Here is a 20,864-nt window from a genome sequence, read left to right as displayed (position 1 = left end):
CTTCCCAATTAATATGCTTTGATACAAAAGAAGAGGTGTGTTATTATGAAGAATTTATATGAAAGAATATCTTCTAATATAAAAAACATCCAAAAAGATAGAAGAAATTTAAATAAAGCAATAAACATCAAAAACAATAATATAGAAAATTTAAAAAATGAATTAATAAACTTAAAAAAACTATATAATCTAATCAAAGATTTTGATTACCTACCTTACTACAAATCTAAACTAATTATTTATTTTATAGAATCAAGAATTTATGAGCTAGAAATAATTATACAAATAGAATCTCTTAATAAGAAATTAATTCAAAGATTTAAGTACAAAGAAAAGATATCAGAGAAGAAAAAAGCACTTTTAATTTACGTACATAATTTTATAAATAAACTTTTAGGTAAAAAAAATAAGTCTATTCCTTAAAATTTAAAATGTCGTCTACCTCTCAGAGTGTTTAAGCTCATGAGAGATAGACGACATTTTATATTAATCTCAAAATAACTAAATATTATTTTTCTCTAAAATATCCATATCCTGTAGATGACCATTTTCTCCTAAGACATGTTCTTTCAAAGTGATTTCAACATTTTTCTTATAGGTAAGCTATAAATTACCACAGCAAAATACTGTTAAGAACGACGATGAGTTTTTCAATCCCTCATAGGTAATCTAAAAACCATTTTCCCCTTGAAAATGCTATATTCCTATTTTTCTACACAAATCAAAAAAACCCTTCTTTTTTTATATAAAAACTCAAAGGCATTCCAATTGCTGCAAATATTCAAAAATAAAATTGTCGTCGACCTCCAGGGGTTTTTGCGCTACTGGTGGTCGACGACATTTTTTAGATATCATTTTAATAATCTAAAGCATCCAAATCCTTGACTATTTTTGCTTCCTATTCCTACAAAATAAGCTAGTCTAATAAGATCTGGATTTCCCTTTAATAGATATCTGCCATTATATCCATTAATAATGGTATTATGATATCGAATTACGCTTTTCTTTGGTTCTTTTGTTCCCACATACTTAATAACAAATTCATCATCCTCTGGCTCTTCTCCATGGATTGCTGTATATTTTCTAATGAGATTTTCCTTTATTTTTTCTGAAAAAATACTGTCCAGTGGTGAATAATATACTGTTTTATTTTTTCCATCTATTTTTATACTGCTGTAAGTTACTATTGGAGATAACATTTCTATCTTTGCTTCTCTATTTTTAAATATAGGATATTCTGTATTTATACTGGCTAGGTGTATTTCCTTATTTCCTAAAAACAATTTATTTGATTTAAATAATGTGGTGCTTAGATTATTGACAAAGTCATCTACTAAGGATGAGATATGTAGTTTAATAGGTGATTCAAACATTATAGTCTTATCCTTTTTATTTATTTCATACTTTCCTAAAAGTCTTGAATAGGTAAACATCTTATATTTTCTTTTTCCATTTTTAAATCCTACTTCATGTAAAAAGCTCCTAAGTGCCTCATCGGTTAAGCTATTGTATATTAATCCTTGGATCATATGATTATAATGAATTGGCAGCGTTAGTTTTCCTTTAAATTCAAATTGACATATTAATCTCATATATATTCCTTTCCTTTGTATAAAATTTATTACTATTTATAATAATTACTTCAATTCCTTATAGGTAATCTAAAAACCATTGCTATTATTTCTTCATTATAAATATTTACCCCTGATAAAGTTAATATAGAAATGAAATATTTAAGCCTAGAAAATTTTCTTATATTATTTTTTTAGATTAACTATACCTTTTAAGTGTTCTTTATTTTCCCAGCCTTGAGCATTTATAAAAAATTCATATTCATATTTGCTAGAATCAGATGCAAAAGGAAAATCAATACAATATACCAAACTTTCTCCTTTATCTAAAGTTTTAATAACAGGATTTTCACCAGAATGAGAGATTTCATCACCATATTCCCAAGCTTTATTTCCATCTTTGTATAATATTAACTGATAAAGTTTTGAACTTGGAAATTTTAATGTTAATTTTTCATTAGTTGTATTATTTACAGTAAAAAACATTGCATCCACATAAGAATTCAATTGGCTATATGTATTGTTACTCGTGGATTTTCTTACATCAGAAATATTTTTGGTTTTATAAAAATCTATTGATGTAGTTAAGTAATTAAAAGGTTTATCATTTTTTACTTTCCATTCGTTATCTATTTTTATAAGCTGGATTTGTCCTTTTATATCTCTATATTCTTCTTCTTTTTTAAATGACGATAATTTAATTTTGGCTGTATAGTAAAAGGAAATTTTATCTTCTGCATTAGTATTCAGCTCTAAATCAATTTCTTCTAAAGATAGATTTCTTTGTATATTTCTTGAAGCCCAATTGATAAAAATAATATCTCTATTCATTCTTAAAATTTTAACCATTTCTTTTGTTATATAAGGTTTTAATCTTTCTTCTTTTTTAAAACTTTCTTCTGCTGCTATAGGTCTAGTTTTAAATTTAGTGAAGTCTTCAACATTATATAAAATTTTTATATAATTTGTAGCAACTTTTTTTGCTTCATCTTCAGAACTTATATTATTTGAGCAACTCATCATACTTAATGATAATATAATAAGAAGTATTAATGACAAAATTTTTTTCACAAAGATACTCCTTTCTAATAAAACAGCAAATTTTGTTATCATTTTAATAATTTAAGGCATCAAAAACCTTGAATATGTTTTACTATCCAATCTTCTTATCCAGTACTATTAGCTCAGCTCCATGTATTGGAACACATACTTCATCTTTATAATCTCCGCTTATATCCAAATATTCTATATTGATTTTAGGATAAGATTTTCCTTTAAGATATCTCACTTCTTCTTCCGTCATATTTTCTGGTGTCCCCATGTTTATCCATGCATCAACTACTGAGCCGTGTTCCCTGTTTAGCTGGTATCTTGTTATTTTATAATAGCCCGAAAGTCCACTTATATTTATCTTTACTATTTTTGAAGGTTTATCTTCAAAAACTAAATATCTTTCTGTATTAAGCAAAGCAGAAGTATCACCATTTAAAAATAGATCATCAAAATATGCATAATTATAAACTAGCATCTGAATATTTTCATCTTCCTTTGTGACAATATATTCGTCATCTTGCTTAATAATTCTTTGTCCCAGCTTGGATAGCAGATAGTATGCCAAATATGAAGGTTTTTTCAACCCATTTTTACTAATTAATCCAAAACCTCCGTGAAATTCAGAAATGCCAGCTTTTGTTTCCTCCATTATATCTGTAAAGGTCCAAAATCCCATAGAATCGGTTTTCCCTATATTCTTTAAAATATTGCTTATAATAAATGCTGCCACAAAACATGTATCATTAATTAAATTCCCACAACATGAAGAAGCGTTCCATTCTGTTATATGAAGCTCAGGTTTATTGGTCAAAAACATATTTATCTTCTTATTTGCTGAACTTAAGATATCGCAGGTGTGATTTTTATCAAAATAAATTCTTTTCAGCAATTTCCAATCTGTCATTAGCTTTAGAGAATCTTCTCCTAATTTTGCCTTCATCCTTATATCCTCAACCTCTTCCTTTGACGAAAAGGACTCTGGATAAATATGTAATGACACAAAATCTAGAGGAACCTTATTTGTTTTACAATATATAAAATAATCTTCAAGCCAGGTTTCATCCATAGTAATCTGATGAGTAATAGATGGTCCGCCTACTCTGAGTTTAGAAGAAATCGATTTAATAGCTAATACTGTTTCTTCATAGAATTTAAAATAACTTTCCCTATTACCGATCCAAAAAGCATATTCTAAATCCGGTTCATTCCATACTTCAAAATACCAGGTTTCTACTTCTTTAAACCCATACCTGTTTATACAATGCTTGATAAATTCTTTTACCAGATTAGTCCATAATTTTATATCTCTTGGCTGAGAAACATTTGCCTTCCACCAAAACATTACCTCATCTGAGCTCTTTATTTCCGAAGGCATAAATCCTAACTCTACAAAGGGTTTAATATTCACCTTTTTAAAAAAATCAAATAATTCGTCAACATAAGACCAGTTGTAGACAATATTGCCATCATCATCTATATTGTACACCATCATATCATCGGAAAAAATTCCATGGAACCTTATATATTCAAATCCAATATCCTCTTGCATTTCTTTAAGTTGACCTTGCCACTTTTGTCTTAGTCCTTCAGAAGCTCTACCAAAAGTAGTAAGTTTTTTCCAATATGGCTTATATTCTAGTCCTCCATTATTAACATCTACAAAAATAGCTTCACTATCAATCAATGATCTATTATTATCTTTTACTTTATTGTCCAATGGATTTAGATAACTAAATAGCTTTTTAAATGCTGCGCTTCTGTCTACATCCAAATAAGTTTTGCTCTTCTTTTTCTCCAATTCCTTATCATTATCTTCTGAATTATTTGTTTTGTCTCCACATTTTTTTCTATATTCTGTAGGCGTAAAACAATATGTATCTTTAAAAAGCTTATTAAATGATTTCGTACTGGAAAATCCACTTTCATATGATAGCTCTGTTATTGTTTTATTAGTATTTAACAATAAATATACCGCCTTATCCAGTCTAATATTATTTAAATATTCTTGAAAGGACATTCCCATATTTTCTTTGATAAAGTGGGATAAATAATAGATACTGAGATTTTGATTATCTGCTATATCCTTAAGAGTCACCTTCTTTTCCAAATTATCATTTATATACTCTATGATGCTTTGAATTCTAATAATGTTTTTACTCATAATTGCTTCTTTTTTATCTTCTATTAATACATAGTCAAAATTATCTACTAAATAAGCTGCAAGTAAGTATACTATGCTGCCTATTGTCAACTGATATCCTTCTCTTTTCTTGTTTAGTTCCCATACTATCTGGGCTAAATAACCTCTAATTGTATCAAATCTTTTCTGCTCATTTTTTCCATGGAGAAAGGATTTACAATCAAATACTATTTTCTTGATTTGTGGATAATGGGTGGCATAATATTCAGGATTAATTTGAAGAGCAAATAATATATTGTCTTCTTCGGTTTTATTCGTATTATGAATTTCATTTCTATTTATTAATATTAAATCGTCTTCTTGGAGTAGATATCTCTCATTTCCTACTCTAATATTTACTGATCCCTGTAAAACCAATAATATCTCTACTTCCTTGTGCCAGTGCATTTCAAATCTGTTAATACTATGGGTAAATGCCTTTATAGGAAAACTATCCTGACTTCTTATTATTTCATATTTATATTCCATTTAAAAATCACTTGCCTTTTGTTTATATTTTCTTTCATACTTTATAAACTATTGTTCTCCATTAAAGCCGAAGGGGTTTCATATATACATGTTTTATTTTTTCCTTGCATCTTAGCTTTATATAAAGCTATGTCCGCCCTCTTTATTATATCCTCAATTTTATCATAAACGTTTTTAACTTCGGTAATTCCTGCACTAAAAGCTCCTTCACATACAATACCTGCATTACTTTTCATACATTTATCGTAATCAATGCTATTTCTAAATCTTTCTAAAATATTATAGGCTTGTTCTTCGTTGGTTTCTGGAAATAAGATCACAAATTCATCTCCTCCAAATCTAAATACATAGTCTGTAAATCTTAAAGAAGACCTAAGGGTCCATACAAAACATTTTAAGACTTCGTCTCCTATTAAGTGACCATAGGTATCATTTATATTTTTAAAGCAATCCATATCAATAAATGCAAGAGAAAAAATCTTTTGGTTTCTTCTATACGTCTTATTAATTTCTTTCATCTTTCTCCAAAAATAACTCTTAACATATGCCCCGGTCAGCCCATCTTCTATAGACGAAATTTTAAAGTTCATATGCCTGGTTATTGTCCTTTCAACTCTGGCCACTAACTCTTTTTCTTCAAAGGGTTTGGCAATATAATCATCAGCTCCTATTCTAAAGGCCCTTATCTTATTTTCTGTATCTGTACTCCCAGATAAAATAATAATGGGTAATCTTGAATCAATTTTTCTAATTAGTTCAATAACATCACATCCATCTGTTTCAGGTAGTACTAAGTCTAAAATAGCAAGATCTATTCTATTTTCCTTTATTATTTTGATTACGTGAAAAGGATTTGAGCATAAAATTATATCATACCCTCTTTTACTGAAAATCTTCTCAAGTAAATCCAATACCATAACATCATCGTCTACTACAAGAATATTTCCTTTATGTACAAGATTACTATACTTACTGCCCTCGGAGTTGTTTTCATCATCAATACTTATATCAAATAATTCCGTATCTAATTTTTCAACTTCAGAATAAATATCACTGTATAATTCTAAAATTTTAAATAATAAGTTCTTATCTTTGTTTGAACTATTCTTATATAATATTAAACATTCTTTCAATTCATTACTAATATTTACAAGGCTTTTAAAGTCTAGCACCTTGCTAAACTTATTCAATGTCCTAAGAAAACTTTCTACATTATTTAAGTTTTTATTTTTACCATATAAACAGTACTGAATTAAATTGCTAAATTGTTCATCCTTTTTCATAATCAATCTATGGATAAGGCTTTGTCTAATCTCCATTCAACCACCTTCTCATTTAATAGAAACCTGGCAAACCACTTTTGGTTATATACCCAAATATCATACAAGGCAAAACAGGCAATCAAAAAATATTTTCAGATCTTCTTAATACATTTCGTTACAATTTTAAAACAATATTTATCATATTATATATAATACTCCTATGTATAACATTGCTTTACTTGCTAAAATATATGGCATTTTTTGCTCTTGTTACTAACTTAACCTCTTGTGCTAGTAAATCAAATAATTTATTTTTAATATAATTTAGGGAGTTCAATATTTAATTTGAGTTGTTTTTATAACACATATGAAATTATAGTAATTACTAAATATAAAAAATTCTATAGTAAAATAGAAAATATCTTAATAAAGAACATGACCATAATAATCAAAAGCTACAGATCTGATTATCACGGTCATATTTACTATAAAAAACTATCAAGTTAAAAAGGATTTATATTACCAATAACCCAAAGCATCTTACTTTTTTAAAGCTTTAAACTATAAACTCCAAATCAAATCCCGTTGTATATTTAAATTCCTTTCCTACTTCTTCTTTAAATTCCTTGGATATATCATCGGATAATTTCAGCCTTACTAATTCTTCTTTCACATGAATGCTTGGATTCTTCTTGGGTTTTATTTCTTTTTGCCTGCATATGTTTTTAACAATTTTAATTATTTCATTTTGATTAGGATTATTGGCTATTATGATATTCCAGCCTGTTTTTTCTTCCAAGTCTTTTAAAACCTTTCTATATTTTTCTCCAATTGGGGGAGATATAAAGCTTAGTTCTATATAGGGAATTCCCTTAGCTTCCTTTTTGCTCTTTTTATAAATCCTATGGTCTTTATCTTTAAATTCCTCATCTATAATTTCAAAGGTTTTATTTTGCTCCATCATATTTTCTTTATCTACCTTTTTTATATCTATATCCTTTGAAGGAATTTTTTCTTCTCCAACCATTAGCTCTAAACCAGTAATTTCTTTAAATTCTCTTTGAAGATCATCTATATTATCTATTTTTCCATCCAAGTTTATATTAAAATAACCCTTGTCTCGATGGTATGAAAATTTATCCATATTTATATTAGGTGGAAGTAAAGAGTACAATAATTCCTCTGCTGCACCTTGATTGCAGTCTTTATTTATCTCTACTTGCCAACCTGTTTTATCTTGGACTTCCTTAATTTCCTTTTGATATTTTTCCCTGGCCCTCTTAGGAAAGTTAAAATTAAGAATTACTATACTTTCTTCAATCCTAGCTCCTCTTTTATACAATCCTGCTTCATCTGGAAATATATTATCAACCATATCTAACATTTCATTCATTTCCATTAATCCATCGTCTTTAACTATCTTCTCTTCCGGTATGGGATGATATAGAAACAGTTTCCTTGAATTCGGCTCAAAATATTTTGATTCATTTAGAACCTGTCTAAACTTTAAAATATTTTCTTTAGAAAAATCTTCTTTTCCACTCCAAATATATATAATCTCTTCTATGAGCCAGCCTATATTTGATCCCTTATTTTCATATAAATATTTCCATAGGATTTCAATATTATCCTCTGTTAGCTCTTCCTTCCTCATTAAGCTTTCAATTTCTTTTCTTCTGCCTAACTGTTTACGAGGATTTTTAAAGATTATATCATATTCCTCTCCATTTGAAGGTACAAAAACCTGAGCCCTTATCTCCCCATTAATCTCCATTGCCAATCCTTCAATTATACTCTCTTCACCATGGACAAGAAATATTTTCCTAGGCATTACCCTGTGGACTATCCCAATAAGCTCACTCTTATCTCCATGGGCCGATAGTCCATATTTTCCAATGCCACATTTTAGAAGTATGCTTCTATCATCAAAATGAATTTTTCTTTCCTCATCTTCTGATTCTATAAGGTCTAATATCTCCCTTCCCGGTGCTTCTTCATCCTGGTAACCTGTAATTGCTATAAAGTTTTTTTCATCCGATGCAAATTTCTCAGCATACCATGAGCTGGGCCCACCCTTTAACATTCCTGAGCTTGAAATTACACATAATCCATCCTTGGAATTTACTATTTCTTCCCTCATATCTTTTTTTTCAACGGCTATAATATTTTCATCATAAAATATCTCATTATCTCTAAATATTTTCTTTGCCAGATTTCGCTTTAAATAATTGGGGTTAAGCTTATATACCCTATTTATATCCTTTATCATTCCATCTATATATATATTAAACTTAGGAAGCTGATTTTTATTAATTGCCTTTTTAAGTATCAGAATTATTTCCTGGGCCCTTCCCAATGCAAAGGCTGGTATAAGGATTTTTCCTCCTCTTTCTATTACCTCTTTAACCTTTTCTATAAGCCTATCTTCTTCTATCTGCCTATTGGAATGGAGTTTATCGCCATAGGTTGATTCCATAATCATTGTATCTGGTCTCAGCTTAGGTAGAGAAGCGGCAGTAACTGTTTGCTGATCCACAGCCGATATATCTCCCGTATAAAGCAAGGTTCCTTCATCACCTTGAATATATATACTGACTGCCCCTGCTATATGGCCAGCATTATATAGCGTAACTTTTATATTTTTATCCTTAAAAATTTGTATAGGATACTGGGGAGAATAACAGACTATTTTTTTGAGCATGTTTTTCACATGGGTTTCAGCATAGATAGGTATCTCCCCTTCATTATTATTCATAATCTTCAGGCTATCATATAATAAAACCCTGATAAGATCCTTTGTTGCATGGGTCATGTATATTAGAGCATTAGGGTACTCACGACTAATTATTGGAAGGGAACCGGTATGGTCAAGGTGGGCATGACTGATTACTACTGCATCTATACCTCCAAGCTCCTGTATTTGTCTAAAGTCTGGTAAGGAATCCTTACCACCCTTCATTCTTATTCCACAATCCAAAAGTATATTTTTATTATCTATATTAATTAAATAGCAGCTTGCCCCTACCTCTCTGGCTCCACCACAAAAATTTATTTTCACTAAATCACCGCCTTAATATAATACTCTCTACATATTTATTATTTTAGTCAATAAAATAATAAACCAAACTTTATCTATGAATCTCTACTCTATATTTTTCTATATAGTCTATGTATATCCTTCTTTTTGCTTAAATGAAATCCTGTACCCTTATAAACCCTGTATCAAAAACTAAAAAGTTCCCGATATAATAGTTTTCCCCATTAATAATCGAGAACATATAATGATAGTATTTCAAAATATCTTTTTAATAATATCCCCTGGTATTTTCATACCTCTTCTTTTTTCTATTGCTGAAAACTCTCTTGTCACTTCCTCCCTAAGGAGGTTTCTATCATAGTTAAATTCCTTGGTCATTATTTCTATGACTAACTTTGTCACTTCCATCTTCCACTTTGTGAAGGCTGGATTATAGGTTAATAAAAAGGCACAAATTCTTCCTCCATCCCTTTCCTTATGTCCTTTACAATGGCAATCTTCAAAATCAACGCCATATATCTTATCCCCTTTAATAATAAAATTTCTAAAATTTACATCCTCAAATACATAAGCTTTTCCTAAAGCCTTCTTTGAAATATAGTACAGATTTTCCAGCCAATTTAATAATTTGCAGATTATTTCATAATTTTTTTTAAAGTCTATATTTTCTCCTTGTTTGTTTTCCAGGTTAGTAATTACCTCCAATAAAGTTTTTCCGCTAATATACTCAAGTAATATATAGTCAATTCCCTCAAAATAAATTCTAGGTACATTGAGTCCGTTTTCTCTTAATATTTTTAGTAAAAATGTTTCCTTAGATTTATTATCTTTGGAAGCAATATATCTTTTTAATACACATGGCATTATTCTATCATATTTATTTTTTATACTAATATAATACACTTCATTTTTTCTACTTTTAAATTTCTCCTTTATCATGTATAAATCAATTTCATCACTGTTAATGATTAAATTACTATTTTTCATTTTCATTTCCTATTTCTATTCTTATTTGGGCATCTCTTTTATAGCCATCAAGTTCACTTACTACTCCCTTAACTGCATTTGATAGAATATTCTGTACAAAGGGTACCATATTTATTTCTCTATCATCGATAAATAGTTTAACCTTATTCTTTGAGATTACACAATCCTCTCTGTTTGCTTCTCCTCTTAATATCTTAATTCCTAAAGTTCTACAATCATATCCACAAGCTGAGCAGCAATTGGGATCAAAATCAGGAAGTATTTCAAAAACCTTTTCTTCCACTAGATTGACTAAAGCATCTAAGTTGTCGATACTATTTATTACAGGAATACCTTTATATGAATCAATTTCATTGGCTATTCTGCCTGATATGGCGAAAACCCCTTCATCTATTCTTTCTTCTATCTCTTCTATACTTTTTGCAGAAAGAATCTTAGGAATATTATAATCAGTAACACCTTCCAGTACTACATAATCCTGATCATAAAAGCTCAATATCTTTTCAATAGGTAATTTTTCTGGAAAAAGAACATCGGTTTCAAAATATCCTCTAGCCGTTACAAGCTCAGAACCTGCCTTTTTATGTCTATCTGTATTACTTCCCTTTGTATCGATTTCAAATTTTTCATAGTGAATTTCCTTTACTGACCCAACAGAGTACCTTCTTTTTTTAAGTTCCCTTATGATATTTTCTATAGTAGTCGTTTTTCCCGATTGAGTATATCCATATACTGAAAAGGCCTTCATTTTAATCCCCCTTTTTCTGTCTACTTTATAGATTTCCCATAGTAAAACTTAATTTATACATCTCAAAATATCCAGCGTTTCTAAGGATTTTTGAGATATATAATTAACTATTTTACTGGAATATCTATAGATAATACATATAAGCTATTAAAGCAGCTGTCATTATGCTAATCGATGATATTAAATAATCCTTGGGCTTCATCCTTAACTTCATATAGCTTGTTCTATGGCTAAAGGCTCTAAATCCTCTACACTCCATTGCTATAGAAAGCCTTCTGGATTTTACAATTGCTCCCGCTACCACCGGAGTAAATATATATGAATAGAGTTTTAATTTCTCATTTAGAGACAGTTTTTTTACATCTATCCCCCTTAGCTGAATTGCAATGAGGGTATCATCTATTTCTTCCTTTAGCAAGGGCAAAAATCGTATAGCCACCGATACCATAAAGGCAATTTCATAGGGAATCTTCCACTGCACAAGACCCTGTAGAATTTCCCTTGATGTAGAAGTCATAAGTATTGTTGCCGATACAAGAATAATAGATATACGAATAAGAAATTCCACAGCTTTGAAAACCCCAATATCTGTAAGTAAAGTAATGCCCCCCAAACTAATAATAGGATTTCCACCTTTTATAAAAAGACTTTGAATAATAATCATACCAATGAATACTCCAAAGATTTTTTTTAGTTTCTTAAAGACAATAAAAATTTCACTATTTAGCATTTTACCCACCAATGTAGCCATGGCAAGTATTAGGGCTAGATATTTTAAATCCCTTATAAAAACTGCTAAAGAAGATATAGCTATAACAATAATCAGCTTTGTCCTTGGGTCTAAGGTTTTAGATAATCCTTTATCTAATATCATCAATTATTTCACCCCGTGCTATTTCTATTATTCGTGAGGCATGGCTTTTAACAAACTCTAAATCATGACTAATAATTATCATTCCTGTGCCCTTCTCCATAAGCTTTGTCAAATATTTTGAAAGCTTGTTTTTTCTAAGCTTATCCAGACCGGTTGTTGGCTCATCTAGTATAAGAAATTCAGGCCTATTTATTAATATTGCAGCTAATGCTAATCTTTGCTTTTCTCCATAGCTTAAATTAAATGTAACTTCCTCCTTCTTTGAATAAAGATCAAAAAAATCTAAAAGCTCTTCCATATCCCTATGGGCCTTATCCATAGATTTTCCCTTTAATTTATTTACAAATAAAAGTTCCTCCTTAACCGTTGATGTGAATATCTGTCTATCAGGGTTTTGAAAAAGATATCCTATTTTTTCTCCTATCTGTCCTAGGGTCAATTCCCTAGTATTGTCTCCAAATATTAAAACATCTCCCCCTAAAGGCTTGAATATACCTGCCAGGAGTTTTCCAAGTGTAGTCTTGCCTCCCCCATTATGTCCTGTTATAGCTGTAATCTCGTTTTTTAATATACTTAATGAAATGTTTTCAATGATTTTGTTCTTTTTTGGGTATCCAAAGCTAATATTCTTTGCCTCTATATAAACCATTTACTACAATTCCCCTTCAAATTTATGTAGTTTTCCATCCTTTAACAAAACAACTCTATCAGCTATATCTAAATTATTAAAATCATGTTCTATCATTATTATTGTTTTTCCATCTTCCTTTAATTTTTTAATAACTCCTTTAATTCTCTTCTTTCCATTATCATCTACTTGAGCCATGGCCTCATCAAATACTAAAATTTTTGGCTCTAAACTTAATACAGCCCCTAGGGCAACAAGCTGCTTTTCTCCACCGGAAAGATTATTTGGATTTTCACGCCTATATTTCTCTATTCCAGTAAGCTTTAATACTTGGTCAATTCTTCTGCCGATTTCTTCTCGAGGCACACATAAATTCTCTGGACCAAAGGCAATTTCATCTTCTACTGTTGGAGAAAACAGCTGAGTATCAGGATCTTGAAAAACCACTCCAATAGCAGACATAAGCTTTGATTTATCCATATCTTTAATATTTTCACCAAAAACCTTTACAATTCCATCTAAATCTCCATCAAAAACATTTGGTATAATCCCATTTAATGAATAGCATAATGTACTTTTCCCATTGCCGCTTAAACCTACAATAGCCAGCACCTCTCCCTTTTCAACCTTAAGATTTATTCCCTTCAAAATAAAATCTTTCTGACCCTTATACTTAAATTTAAGATTTTCTATTTCTACAGCCAATATCACTTAACATCTGCCTCCACAGCAAATTTACACCAATGCTGACTAAACTGATCTTTACTTATAATCATTTGATAGGGTCCCTTTCCACCATTCTCCCTATTGCCTATGGACTGTCCTTCCCTCATATAGGCCAGATATACATTATCCTCCTCTAGCACCTTATTTAGATCTACAGCAACTGTATATCCATCAACGGCACTTACAATTACAGCGGATTTATCTTCTAAGCTTATATTATATTTTTCAAATATATTTTTAAGTGGTACCCCAGTATATGTATAGGGTATAGGGTCTTTACCATCTTTCTTAAGGTTTGCTTTAAATTCTCTCTCTCCAAGTGTTCTTATTTCTTTCATATCCAGAGTCGCCACTTCTTTACCATTTTCCTTTATGATGAACTTAGCGTCTTCCTGTAATTCCTTCTTAACTTCTACAGACTTTAAATTTAAATAGGAGGTAATACCAACTATTGCGACAAGTATCACCACTATGATTGTAATTTTTTTATTCATTATTAAGCTCCTCCTTCGAGAACAAAATAAGGTACAATGAGGTCCTCATATCTGAACATTCCATGTTCGCCACCGTCGGAAGTTTTATGCATTCCATGGTCTGCTGTAATTATTATTTTACCCTTCCAGCTTGCTGCAAGCTTATTTACATATCCATCGATGGTATTTATTGTCTCCATGGTTTCCTTTGCTAAATCGCCATGTTCATGTCCCATATCATCTATGCTGTGGAAATGGACTAGTATAAGGTTAGGATCTTTTTTTATCTCTTCTAAGGCTGAATTAAAAATTTCATCATCTCTAGTTCCATTTTTATTTTTATCTATATTTAGGATTGGCTCAATCTCAGTATTCAAAATCTTTATATCGCCCTCTACAAGAACTGCTTTTTTGCCCATATTCTTTACGGCTCCAAATATTGATTCAGTTTTTAAATCCTTATAGCTTCTGTCATATACTCCATTAATATGGGGAGGCTTTCCGGTAATCATTGCAGCAAAGCCTGCATTGGTAACAGGTTTATATACACTTGTGGCCATTTTGGGCTTATCCAAGGTTTCAAGGAATGGGATATAATTTTTTGATATTGCATAGGCATATTGACGATATGCAAAACCGTCTAGAAAAACAATCATTACATCATCATCGTTTTCAATATAATGAAGAGCATCATAATAAGTATTCATTATACTGTCAGGAGGCATGTCCATCATTATCCCTTTAATCCCTTGAATTTGAATCCTATCATTTGGAACAACATAGTTTATTTTATTTCCCATCAGCTCAAGGTATCCCTCATTGCTAAGGATTTCATATGCTCCATTTTCACCCATCATTAGAAGATTTTTTTTATCTTCTCCAGTAACATCTTTGATGGATAATAGCTTTTTCTGCTTATACAGTCTTACATCGTAATCTTTCCCACCAGCTTTTTTGCTTGACTTTCCATCCAAATATGGATAAAGAGTAGTTTCCTTAAGATAAAATTGACCCGGTGTTATATTTAAAACATTCTCTCTAGAATTTATAATATTTAAGCCATAGTCCCATGTATTTTCCCTTGAAACTACAACTATTTCCTTTATTCTCTTTATTCTGCTGTTAATAGGGTGATTTTCTGTTATAGACTCCCAGCCATTATCCTGAGAAAATTTAATACTGCAATCATCTAAATTTTCACCTTTAAGCTGTGCAAACAAACCATCTTCCCCTACTAAAAGAACATCATATTCTTCTACTACAGGCTCTGCCATTTCTACAAGCTCTATAAGGGGAATGGCTTTTTCAAAATACTTATTTTCATCTGATTCATTGGATTTAAAATTGTTAATCCCTATTACTTCATTTACATCCCCTATTATTTTCATATCAGGTATATATGCAGACACCTCTTTAGAAGCATCTATAGTAATCCTTCCTACAAATATTCCAATACCTAAAAAAGCCAAACCTATGATCAGTAGAATTATTTTTTTATTCATAGGCCTACCACCTTACCTTTCTATTCCTAGTATATTGAGTTTTTTAAAGCCCTTAATAATATTAAAGGCAATTATACCGCCTAGTCCTCCAGACAAAGCTGCGCTGCTTAGTGAAAGAACTAAAGGTATAAGTGGGAGCTTGAAAAACACTAGATTAGACAGGAAGGTTCCACTTAAATTTGCAGCAATTCCTCCTGCAAAACAATCAAGCAAGAGATTCTTTTTACCTCTAGTTATCAGTAGTATTAAATCAACCATAAAACCCGGCAGGGTATAGGTTGCAATACTTATTATTCCATGGGTTCCATAAACTCCTGTTACTATTATCATTATAGCCTGTACAAAGGCAATAAGTGTCGCTGTTCCCCTTCTTCTAACCAATCCAGCTCCAAGTACTATCCACATCATATAAAATCCTCCAGCAATGGCGCCGCCGGGGATATATAAGGGGCCTGTTATAATATGAGCCAGTGGTACAACCACTGGCTTAGTTGCTATTCCTAAGGCAGCCATCATGGCAATTATTATTAGCTCAAATACGGAGAATTTACTCAAGAATTTGTTCATAGCTTTTCCCCCTCTAGAGAGTTGGTCCTTTGTCTTTATTTTATTACTTTTATTTTAGCTACTCCCTTTATCCACCAGTTTGATCCTTCACCTTTAATCACCAATTGAACTCTATTGTCATCTTCTTCTAAAGCTTTGCCATCTACCATCACACCTAAAATAGTACCTTCACTATCTGCTAAATCCTTTGTAAGCTCCTTAGAATAACCATCTGCTGCTTCTACAACAACTGAGGTATATTCACCGGCATTTAAGTAATCCAGTACTTCTTTAAGTCCATAGCCCTTCCATGTTTGTTCTTGCTCACTTCCGTCTTTTTTCTTCATTACAGCTTCAATTTCTTTGGTACCAATTTCTTGGGCAGAAATGTCTGTAAAGCTTATAGCTTCATCCCCAATACCTTCTACACTTATAGTCCAATTAGCTTCTTTACTTGAAGCCTCTTCTTTCCCACTGCAGCCAGCAAAAACAGTTACTACTAATGTTAAAATCAAAAGAATTCCCATTAATTTTTTTATCTTCATCTTAAGTCCCCCTTGTTTTTACGTCCCTTTTATTTTACAGCTTCTATACTGAGAATACCTTTTATCTTGGTATTCTTGGGCATTCCTTCAAACATCAATGCAAATCCATCTTTATCCCTTGGATAAATCAACCCTTTACTAATATCATCTGCCGATATTTCAACTTCATATCCATCTTCAGCAGTACATAGATATTTGTCTCCATTTACAAGTCCCACTTCTTTAAAAATATCCTTTAAAGGAATTCCCTCATTATTTTCAACTACCTTTTTTTCAAATGTCTTAAGTCCCTGATTTATTGAAAAATATGTAGAATCTCCGTATGTAAAGAATAAAATATTTTTTACATGCATTCCCTTTGGAAGGTCAGGTGATAAAAATAGTGGCACATCTTTACCAGTAGTTTTTATATATCCTGATTTAAATACATCTATATCCTCTTCTTTCTCCAATCCATCAGCAGCCTTTAAAAATACACTTGTCTTATCAGTTTCTACAGGGAATTTACTGAGGAAATCCATAATTTTTACAGCTTTGTCTAGACTTTCATAATAGGTATAATCCTCTTTATCCATACCGGATACAGCCGTCTCTAAAAATACTACTTTGCTATTTACACTTTGTTCCTCTTCAAGAAGCTCGATTCCCATAAGGTTCTTTACCCAATACATAGATCTTTCATCGGGTACAGCCACCATTAAGGGCAATGCTTTTTCATCCAGAGGCTTATCGTTTTCTTCATAGGCCAAAACAATTTTTCTCTTTTCCAGTACTTCTTTGGGAACTACTATAGAATAATTATCTCCTGCAATGAATCGAATTCCATTGTAATTTTTCTGGGATGTATTATAAAGATTCAGTATACTTTCTAATGGAACACCCTTTACCTTGTCTTTTTTGACTTCACCACTTGATGATATGGACTCCATTTCTTCAGTTACTGCTTCTATTTCCTTTAACTCTTTAAGACTTATTAATTTTTCTCCATCTTTTAAGCCCTTTATAGATATTTCTATATCTTCCTCAGTTCCTTGGGCTTTTTGGTCTTCATTATTATCGGTGGATTTCATAGCCTTATTGGAACAGGCTGTGGAAAATAATAATAATAAAACAATTGCAAATGTTAAAATTTTATTTGTATAGCTCTTCATTCTACTACTCCCCCTTAACTCTTTTATAATTATTTATACATTGATTGACACCTTTCACAACCCCTTCACTGGTAATGGTAGCCCCAGTAATAGCAACTATTTGACTTTCCTCCTTAGCTGACATTTTTACCACATTTAAAATATCATCTGTCTCTCTTCCCTTAAATCTCTCCAAAAACCATTTTTCTGTCAATAATGCTCCGTAATCCTGAGATTCATTATGGGATAAAATTTTAATTTCTTTAATTTCATCTTCTTTAAAGTCAATTATGACCATCATCTTTATCTCATCTACAAATCCTTTTTGGCTGACTAATTGAATACATTCTTCTTTTTTCCCATCAGTAACATGATAAACACCATAAATAGTATCATCTTCATATTCAGATAGCCTATTGACTGTCTGATCTTTTTGTATTACTTCATTAACTTCCTTATGTATTTTAGAGTCACATGATGATAATAGAAAAACAATTATCATGATACTGAAAGCAAACTTTATATTTTTAAATGTCTTCCCCTCCTTTAGCAGAATCAACGAAATAAATAAAAAATACAACTCCTCCTCCACCAGGGAAAGAAGTTGTATTATGATCTACACTTTAAAGATCTCAATTTAAATCATTCTATTCTCCTTTCCACTACGGGAGGCATAATCGTTTCCAATTATACCCTTTCGATTTATTACCCTTAAGCTAATAACTCTTTAGGCTAACAAATTCGGAGAAATATTCCATTATAGTACAATATTATATCATAGCTAGTCCAATGTCAATGTAATTATTTTATTTATGTTAAGAATAAATAGAATTTTCTGGCTTTACCTTGGATTAATCATAGAAAAATTAGAAGAGGTTTATAGTAGGAGCATAAAAGGATTCTCAGTGGATACCTGAGTAAGTTAGACTTTAAAAGTATGCATGTCTAAATTTAACTAATTAATAACAAAATATTCATCTATTTCTAACATATATTATATTAAATAGGAGTATAGGATTAATTATATAAATGTAGTTTAATTTGCGGTCGTAGCCACTGAGAATCCTTTTGGCTCATGTAAAAATAAGTTTTATTGGCGTATATCTATACATAGATAACTTCATAGTAACTATTTGCATTATTTTAAAATAAAATATTAGTAAGAAAGAGTTATTGAAAAACATCTAAAGAAAGAAGGTATCTTTTGTATGGATAATGTCATAATTAAGCCTTCCAACGGTGGTTTTTTAGTAATAAATCTTACCAAACTTAATAAATATGGATTTAAAAATGCCCATACCCATATAAAAAACAAAATGGTTGCAAAAACCATAAAAACTAATGTAATGTATAATAGATTTCCAAAAACAAGAAACCAATACCTATTAACTAGCCACATAAGAGTAAGTAATAATGAAAATTATATAAAAAAAATTCAACAGTTGATAAATACTAGAAACAACAAAGGAAAACAACAATATATTAATTGTCAAAAATAAGTTTATTGTTTTATAATTAGAATATAAAATAATTATGAAGATAATTGACTCTTTAAATTATTCAAAATGTAAAAGCCTTTATCATTTAATGTATTTACTCTATTATAAAGCATAGGTGTTCCATCCATTTGCTTGAATATACCACCTGCTTCTTCAACTATACATTGCATTGCAGCAGTATCCCACTCTCTAGTTAAATTATAGCGATAATATACTTCAGCTTTACCCTTTGCAATTAGGCATCCCTTTAGGGAGCTGCCTGCACTTTTAACATCAGATATTCTATGCTCATTAGCTTTAAGCAGACTTTTAAGTTTTTCTGTGGCGTGGGATCTGCTCATCATAACTCTAATATTTTCTGTCCTATTGGAAACTGATATTTTATTAAGCTTGGATTCTATTTTATAATATGCTCCAAAACCCTTTGCAGCATAATACAGCTCCTTTGTTACTGGTATATAAATAACTCCAAGCACTACTTTGTTTCTATATGCTAAAGCAATATTCACAGTAAATTCTCCATTTTTTTTAATGAATTCCTTTGTTCCATCTAAGGGATCTATTATCCAGCACCAATCGTTATTTAATCTTGTTAAATCGTCTTTGCTTTCTTCTGAAAGAATTGCATAATTTGGAAACTGCTTAAGAAGTTCATTTACTATTATTTCATTTGATTTTTTATCTGCTAAAGTTATTGGAGATTGGTCTTTTTTATAATCTACATCGAAGGAACTATTATAAATTTTCATTATGGCTTCTCCAGCTTTAATTGCTAAATCCTTTGAGGTATTTAATTCTTTAATTAACTTCATAAAAACATCCTTTCAAATTTTGTTTAAAACTTGGAGTTTTGCTGATAGCTTTTGGTTAAAATATATATCAAATATACATTAATCTGTTATGTTATTGTTATTCTAGTTAAACATTAACTTTAACTCTCAAGCATAGATTTTTCAACTGGTATACTGTTTCTTAAAGCTTTGTATCAACTTAAACTTAACGTTATGGAGGTCCTAAATATGAATAATAAAGAAGTCCATTATTTAAACAAAATGCTTTTTTCAAATTCCACAAAGCATAATATGACATTTGACGAAGTTTTTAATAATATTTTGAATTTCATCGGCAAAGAGCCTACAGCATTTTATAAGTTGGCTATTGGTACAGATTCCCATGTGAAATCCTTCACCCGCTTCATATCTGCAATTCATGTTCATCGTATCGGTTTAGATGGCATAGGTAAGGGAGCATGGGGGTGCATAAAAGAATACACAGTTCCTAGAAGAATAAACAGCCTTAGAGAAAAAATTTCCATAGAAACATCCTTAACCCAAGAACTTCTTTTCTTATTTGATTATAAATATATATCCCAAATACTGGATATATTAATACCCTATGCAGAAAAAGGAGCAGATTTTACCCTTGAGGCCCATCTTGACATCGGTGCAAAAGGAGCCACAAGGGAATTCATCAGTGAAATGATGGGTAGATTTACAGGTATGGGCATAGAAGCAAAAATCAAGCCTGATTCATATGCCGCTTCTTCCTATGCTGATAGATATACTAAGTGATTTCAAATGTATCTTTGATACATTTGGAGTTGTAAGTTCAAAGT

Annotated in this window: 20 protein-coding genes and 1 riboswitch; of the genes, 3 read left to right on the top strand and 17 right to left on the bottom strand. The window is 30.6% G+C overall.

Going from position 1 to position 20,864, the window contains the following annotated elements; all coding sequences use genetic code 11:
• Window positions 1–45: 45 nt before the first annotated feature.
• A complete protein-coding gene (locus B5X81_RS05380) occupies window positions 46–423 on the top strand; it encodes a hypothetical protein (RefSeq protein ID WP_079489944.1) in 378 nt (125 codons plus the stop codon).
• A 428-nt stretch (window positions 424–851) separates the two neighbouring features.
• On the opposite strand, the gene cas6 is transcribed toward B5X81_RS05380, so the two are convergent.
• From cas6 to B5X81_RS05300, 16 genes are all read right to left on the bottom strand, one after another.
• Window positions 852–1,592: a CRISPR-associated endoribonuclease Cas6 gene (gene cas6, locus B5X81_RS05375; RefSeq protein ID WP_079489943.1), complete on the bottom strand. Its 741-nt coding sequence runs from the start codon at window positions 1,590–1,592 to the stop codon at window positions 852–854.
• 165 nt (window positions 1,593–1,757) lie between these two features.
• Complete coding sequence (locus B5X81_RS05370; RefSeq protein ID WP_079489942.1) at window positions 1,758–2,642, bottom strand: BsuPI-related putative proteinase inhibitor; 885 nt, start codon at window positions 2,640–2,642, stop codon at window positions 1,758–1,760.
• 82 nt (window positions 2,643–2,724) lie between these two features.
• Window positions 2,725–5,292 (bottom strand): GH39 family glycosyl hydrolase, encoded by a 2,568-nt coding sequence (locus B5X81_RS05365; RefSeq protein WP_079489941.1) that lies wholly within the window; start codon window positions 5,290–5,292, stop codon window positions 2,725–2,727.
• 41 nt (window positions 5,293–5,333) lie between these two features.
• Entirely contained in the window at window positions 5,334–6,611 is a 1,278-nt protein-coding gene (locus B5X81_RS05360) for a diguanylate cyclase (RefSeq protein ID WP_079489940.1), read from the bottom strand.
• A gap of 499 nt (window positions 6,612–7,110) precedes the next feature.
• The gene (locus B5X81_RS05355; protein ID WP_079489939.1) at window positions 7,111–9,612 is read right to left on the bottom strand and encodes an MBL fold metallo-hydrolase; all 2,502 of its coding nucleotides are present in this window, start codon (window positions 9,610–9,612) and stop codon (window positions 7,111–7,113) included.
• A 234-nt stretch (window positions 9,613–9,846) separates the two neighbouring features.
• Window positions 9,847–10,578, bottom strand: coding sequence for a BUD32 family EKC/KEOPS complex subunit (locus B5X81_RS05350; protein WP_079489938.1), 732 nt, complete (start codon window positions 10,576–10,578; stop codon window positions 9,847–9,849).
• A complete protein-coding gene (locus B5X81_RS05345; protein WP_079489937.1) occupies window positions 10,568–11,326 on the bottom strand; it encodes a molybdopterin-guanine dinucleotide biosynthesis protein MobB in 759 nt (252 codons plus the stop codon). Before B5X81_RS05345 ends, B5X81_RS05350 begins: the two co-directional genes overlap by 11 nt.
• Before the next feature lie 124 nt (window positions 11,327–11,450).
• The gene (locus B5X81_RS05340; RefSeq protein ID WP_079489936.1) at window positions 11,451–12,200 is read right to left on the bottom strand and encodes an energy-coupling factor transporter transmembrane component T family protein; all 750 of its coding nucleotides are present in this window, start codon (window positions 12,198–12,200) and stop codon (window positions 11,451–11,453) included.
• On the bottom strand, window positions 12,187–12,849 hold the full coding sequence (locus B5X81_RS05335) for an energy-coupling factor ABC transporter ATP-binding protein (RefSeq protein ID WP_079489935.1): 663 nt from the start codon (window positions 12,847–12,849) through the stop codon (window positions 12,187–12,189). The genes B5X81_RS05340 and B5X81_RS05335 overlap by 14 nt, the downstream gene beginning before the upstream one ends.
• A gap of 3 nt (window positions 12,850–12,852) precedes the next feature.
• Window positions 12,853–13,539, bottom strand: coding sequence for an energy-coupling factor ABC transporter ATP-binding protein (locus B5X81_RS05330; RefSeq protein WP_139380254.1), 687 nt, complete (start codon window positions 13,537–13,539; stop codon window positions 12,853–12,855).
• The gene (locus tag B5X81_RS05325) at window positions 13,536–14,048 is read right to left on the bottom strand and encodes a molybdopterin-dependent oxidoreductase (RefSeq protein ID WP_079489934.1); all 513 of its coding nucleotides are present in this window, start codon (window positions 14,046–14,048) and stop codon (window positions 13,536–13,538) included. Before B5X81_RS05325 ends, B5X81_RS05330 begins: the two co-directional genes overlap by 4 nt.
• A gap of 2 nt (window positions 14,049–14,050) precedes the next feature.
• The gene (locus tag B5X81_RS05320) at window positions 14,051–15,529 is read right to left on the bottom strand and encodes an alkaline phosphatase family protein (protein WP_079489933.1); all 1,479 of its coding nucleotides are present in this window, start codon (window positions 15,527–15,529) and stop codon (window positions 14,051–14,053) included.
• Between the two features lie 12 nt (window positions 15,530–15,541).
• Window positions 15,542–16,096, bottom strand: coding sequence for an ECF transporter S component (locus B5X81_RS05315; RefSeq protein WP_079489932.1), 555 nt, complete (start codon window positions 16,094–16,096; stop codon window positions 15,542–15,544).
• Window positions 16,097–16,131: 35 nt separating this feature from the next.
• On the bottom strand, window positions 16,132–16,620 hold the full coding sequence (locus tag B5X81_RS05310) for a molybdopterin-dependent oxidoreductase (protein WP_079489931.1): 489 nt from the start codon (window positions 16,618–16,620) through the stop codon (window positions 16,132–16,134).
• A 29-nt stretch (window positions 16,621–16,649) separates the two neighbouring features.
• Entirely contained in the window at window positions 16,650–17,771 is a 1,122-nt protein-coding gene (locus B5X81_RS05305) for a molybdopterin-dependent oxidoreductase (RefSeq protein WP_079489930.1), read from the bottom strand.
• Between the two features lie 4 nt (window positions 17,772–17,775).
• The gene (locus B5X81_RS05300; RefSeq protein ID WP_139380253.1) at window positions 17,776–18,252 is read right to left on the bottom strand and encodes an FMN-binding protein; all 477 of its coding nucleotides are present in this window, start codon (window positions 18,250–18,252) and stop codon (window positions 17,776–17,778) included.
• 134 nt (window positions 18,253–18,386) lie between these two features.
• Window positions 18,387–18,509: riboswitch (molybdenum cofactor riboswitch) on the bottom strand.
• A gap of 449 nt (window positions 18,510–18,958) precedes the next feature.
• Here B5X81_RS05300 and B5X81_RS28045 point away from each other — a divergent pair.
• Window positions 18,959–19,249: a hypothetical protein gene (locus tag B5X81_RS28045; RefSeq protein WP_244282009.1), complete on the top strand. Its 291-nt coding sequence runs from the start codon at window positions 18,959–18,961 to the stop codon at window positions 19,247–19,249.
• 32 nt (window positions 19,250–19,281) lie between these two features.
• On the opposite strand, the gene cysQ is transcribed toward B5X81_RS28045, so the two are convergent.
• Window positions 19,282–20,061 carry a 3'(2'),5'-bisphosphate nucleotidase CysQ gene (cysQ, locus tag B5X81_RS05290; RefSeq protein ID WP_079489928.1) on the bottom strand — a complete coding sequence of 260 codons (780 nt, stop codon included), beginning with the start codon at window positions 20,059–20,061 and terminating at the stop codon, window positions 19,282–19,284.
• A gap of 207 nt (window positions 20,062–20,268) precedes the next feature.
• Between cysQ and B5X81_RS05285 the strand changes: the two genes are divergently transcribed.
• On the top strand, window positions 20,269–20,820 hold the full coding sequence (locus B5X81_RS05285) for a ribonuclease H-like YkuK family protein (protein ID WP_208984991.1): 552 nt from the start codon (window positions 20,269–20,271) through the stop codon (window positions 20,818–20,820).
• Window positions 20,821–20,864 lie beyond the last annotated feature (44 nt).

Origin of the sequence: Maledivibacter halophilus (assembly GCF_900167445.1) — a bacterium.
Classification (GTDB): Bacteria; Bacillota; Clostridia; order Peptostreptococcales; family Caminicellaceae; genus Maledivibacter; species Maledivibacter halophilus.
Note: the sequence above shows the minus strand (reverse complement) of the source record. Positions and strands in the feature narration are given on the sequence as shown.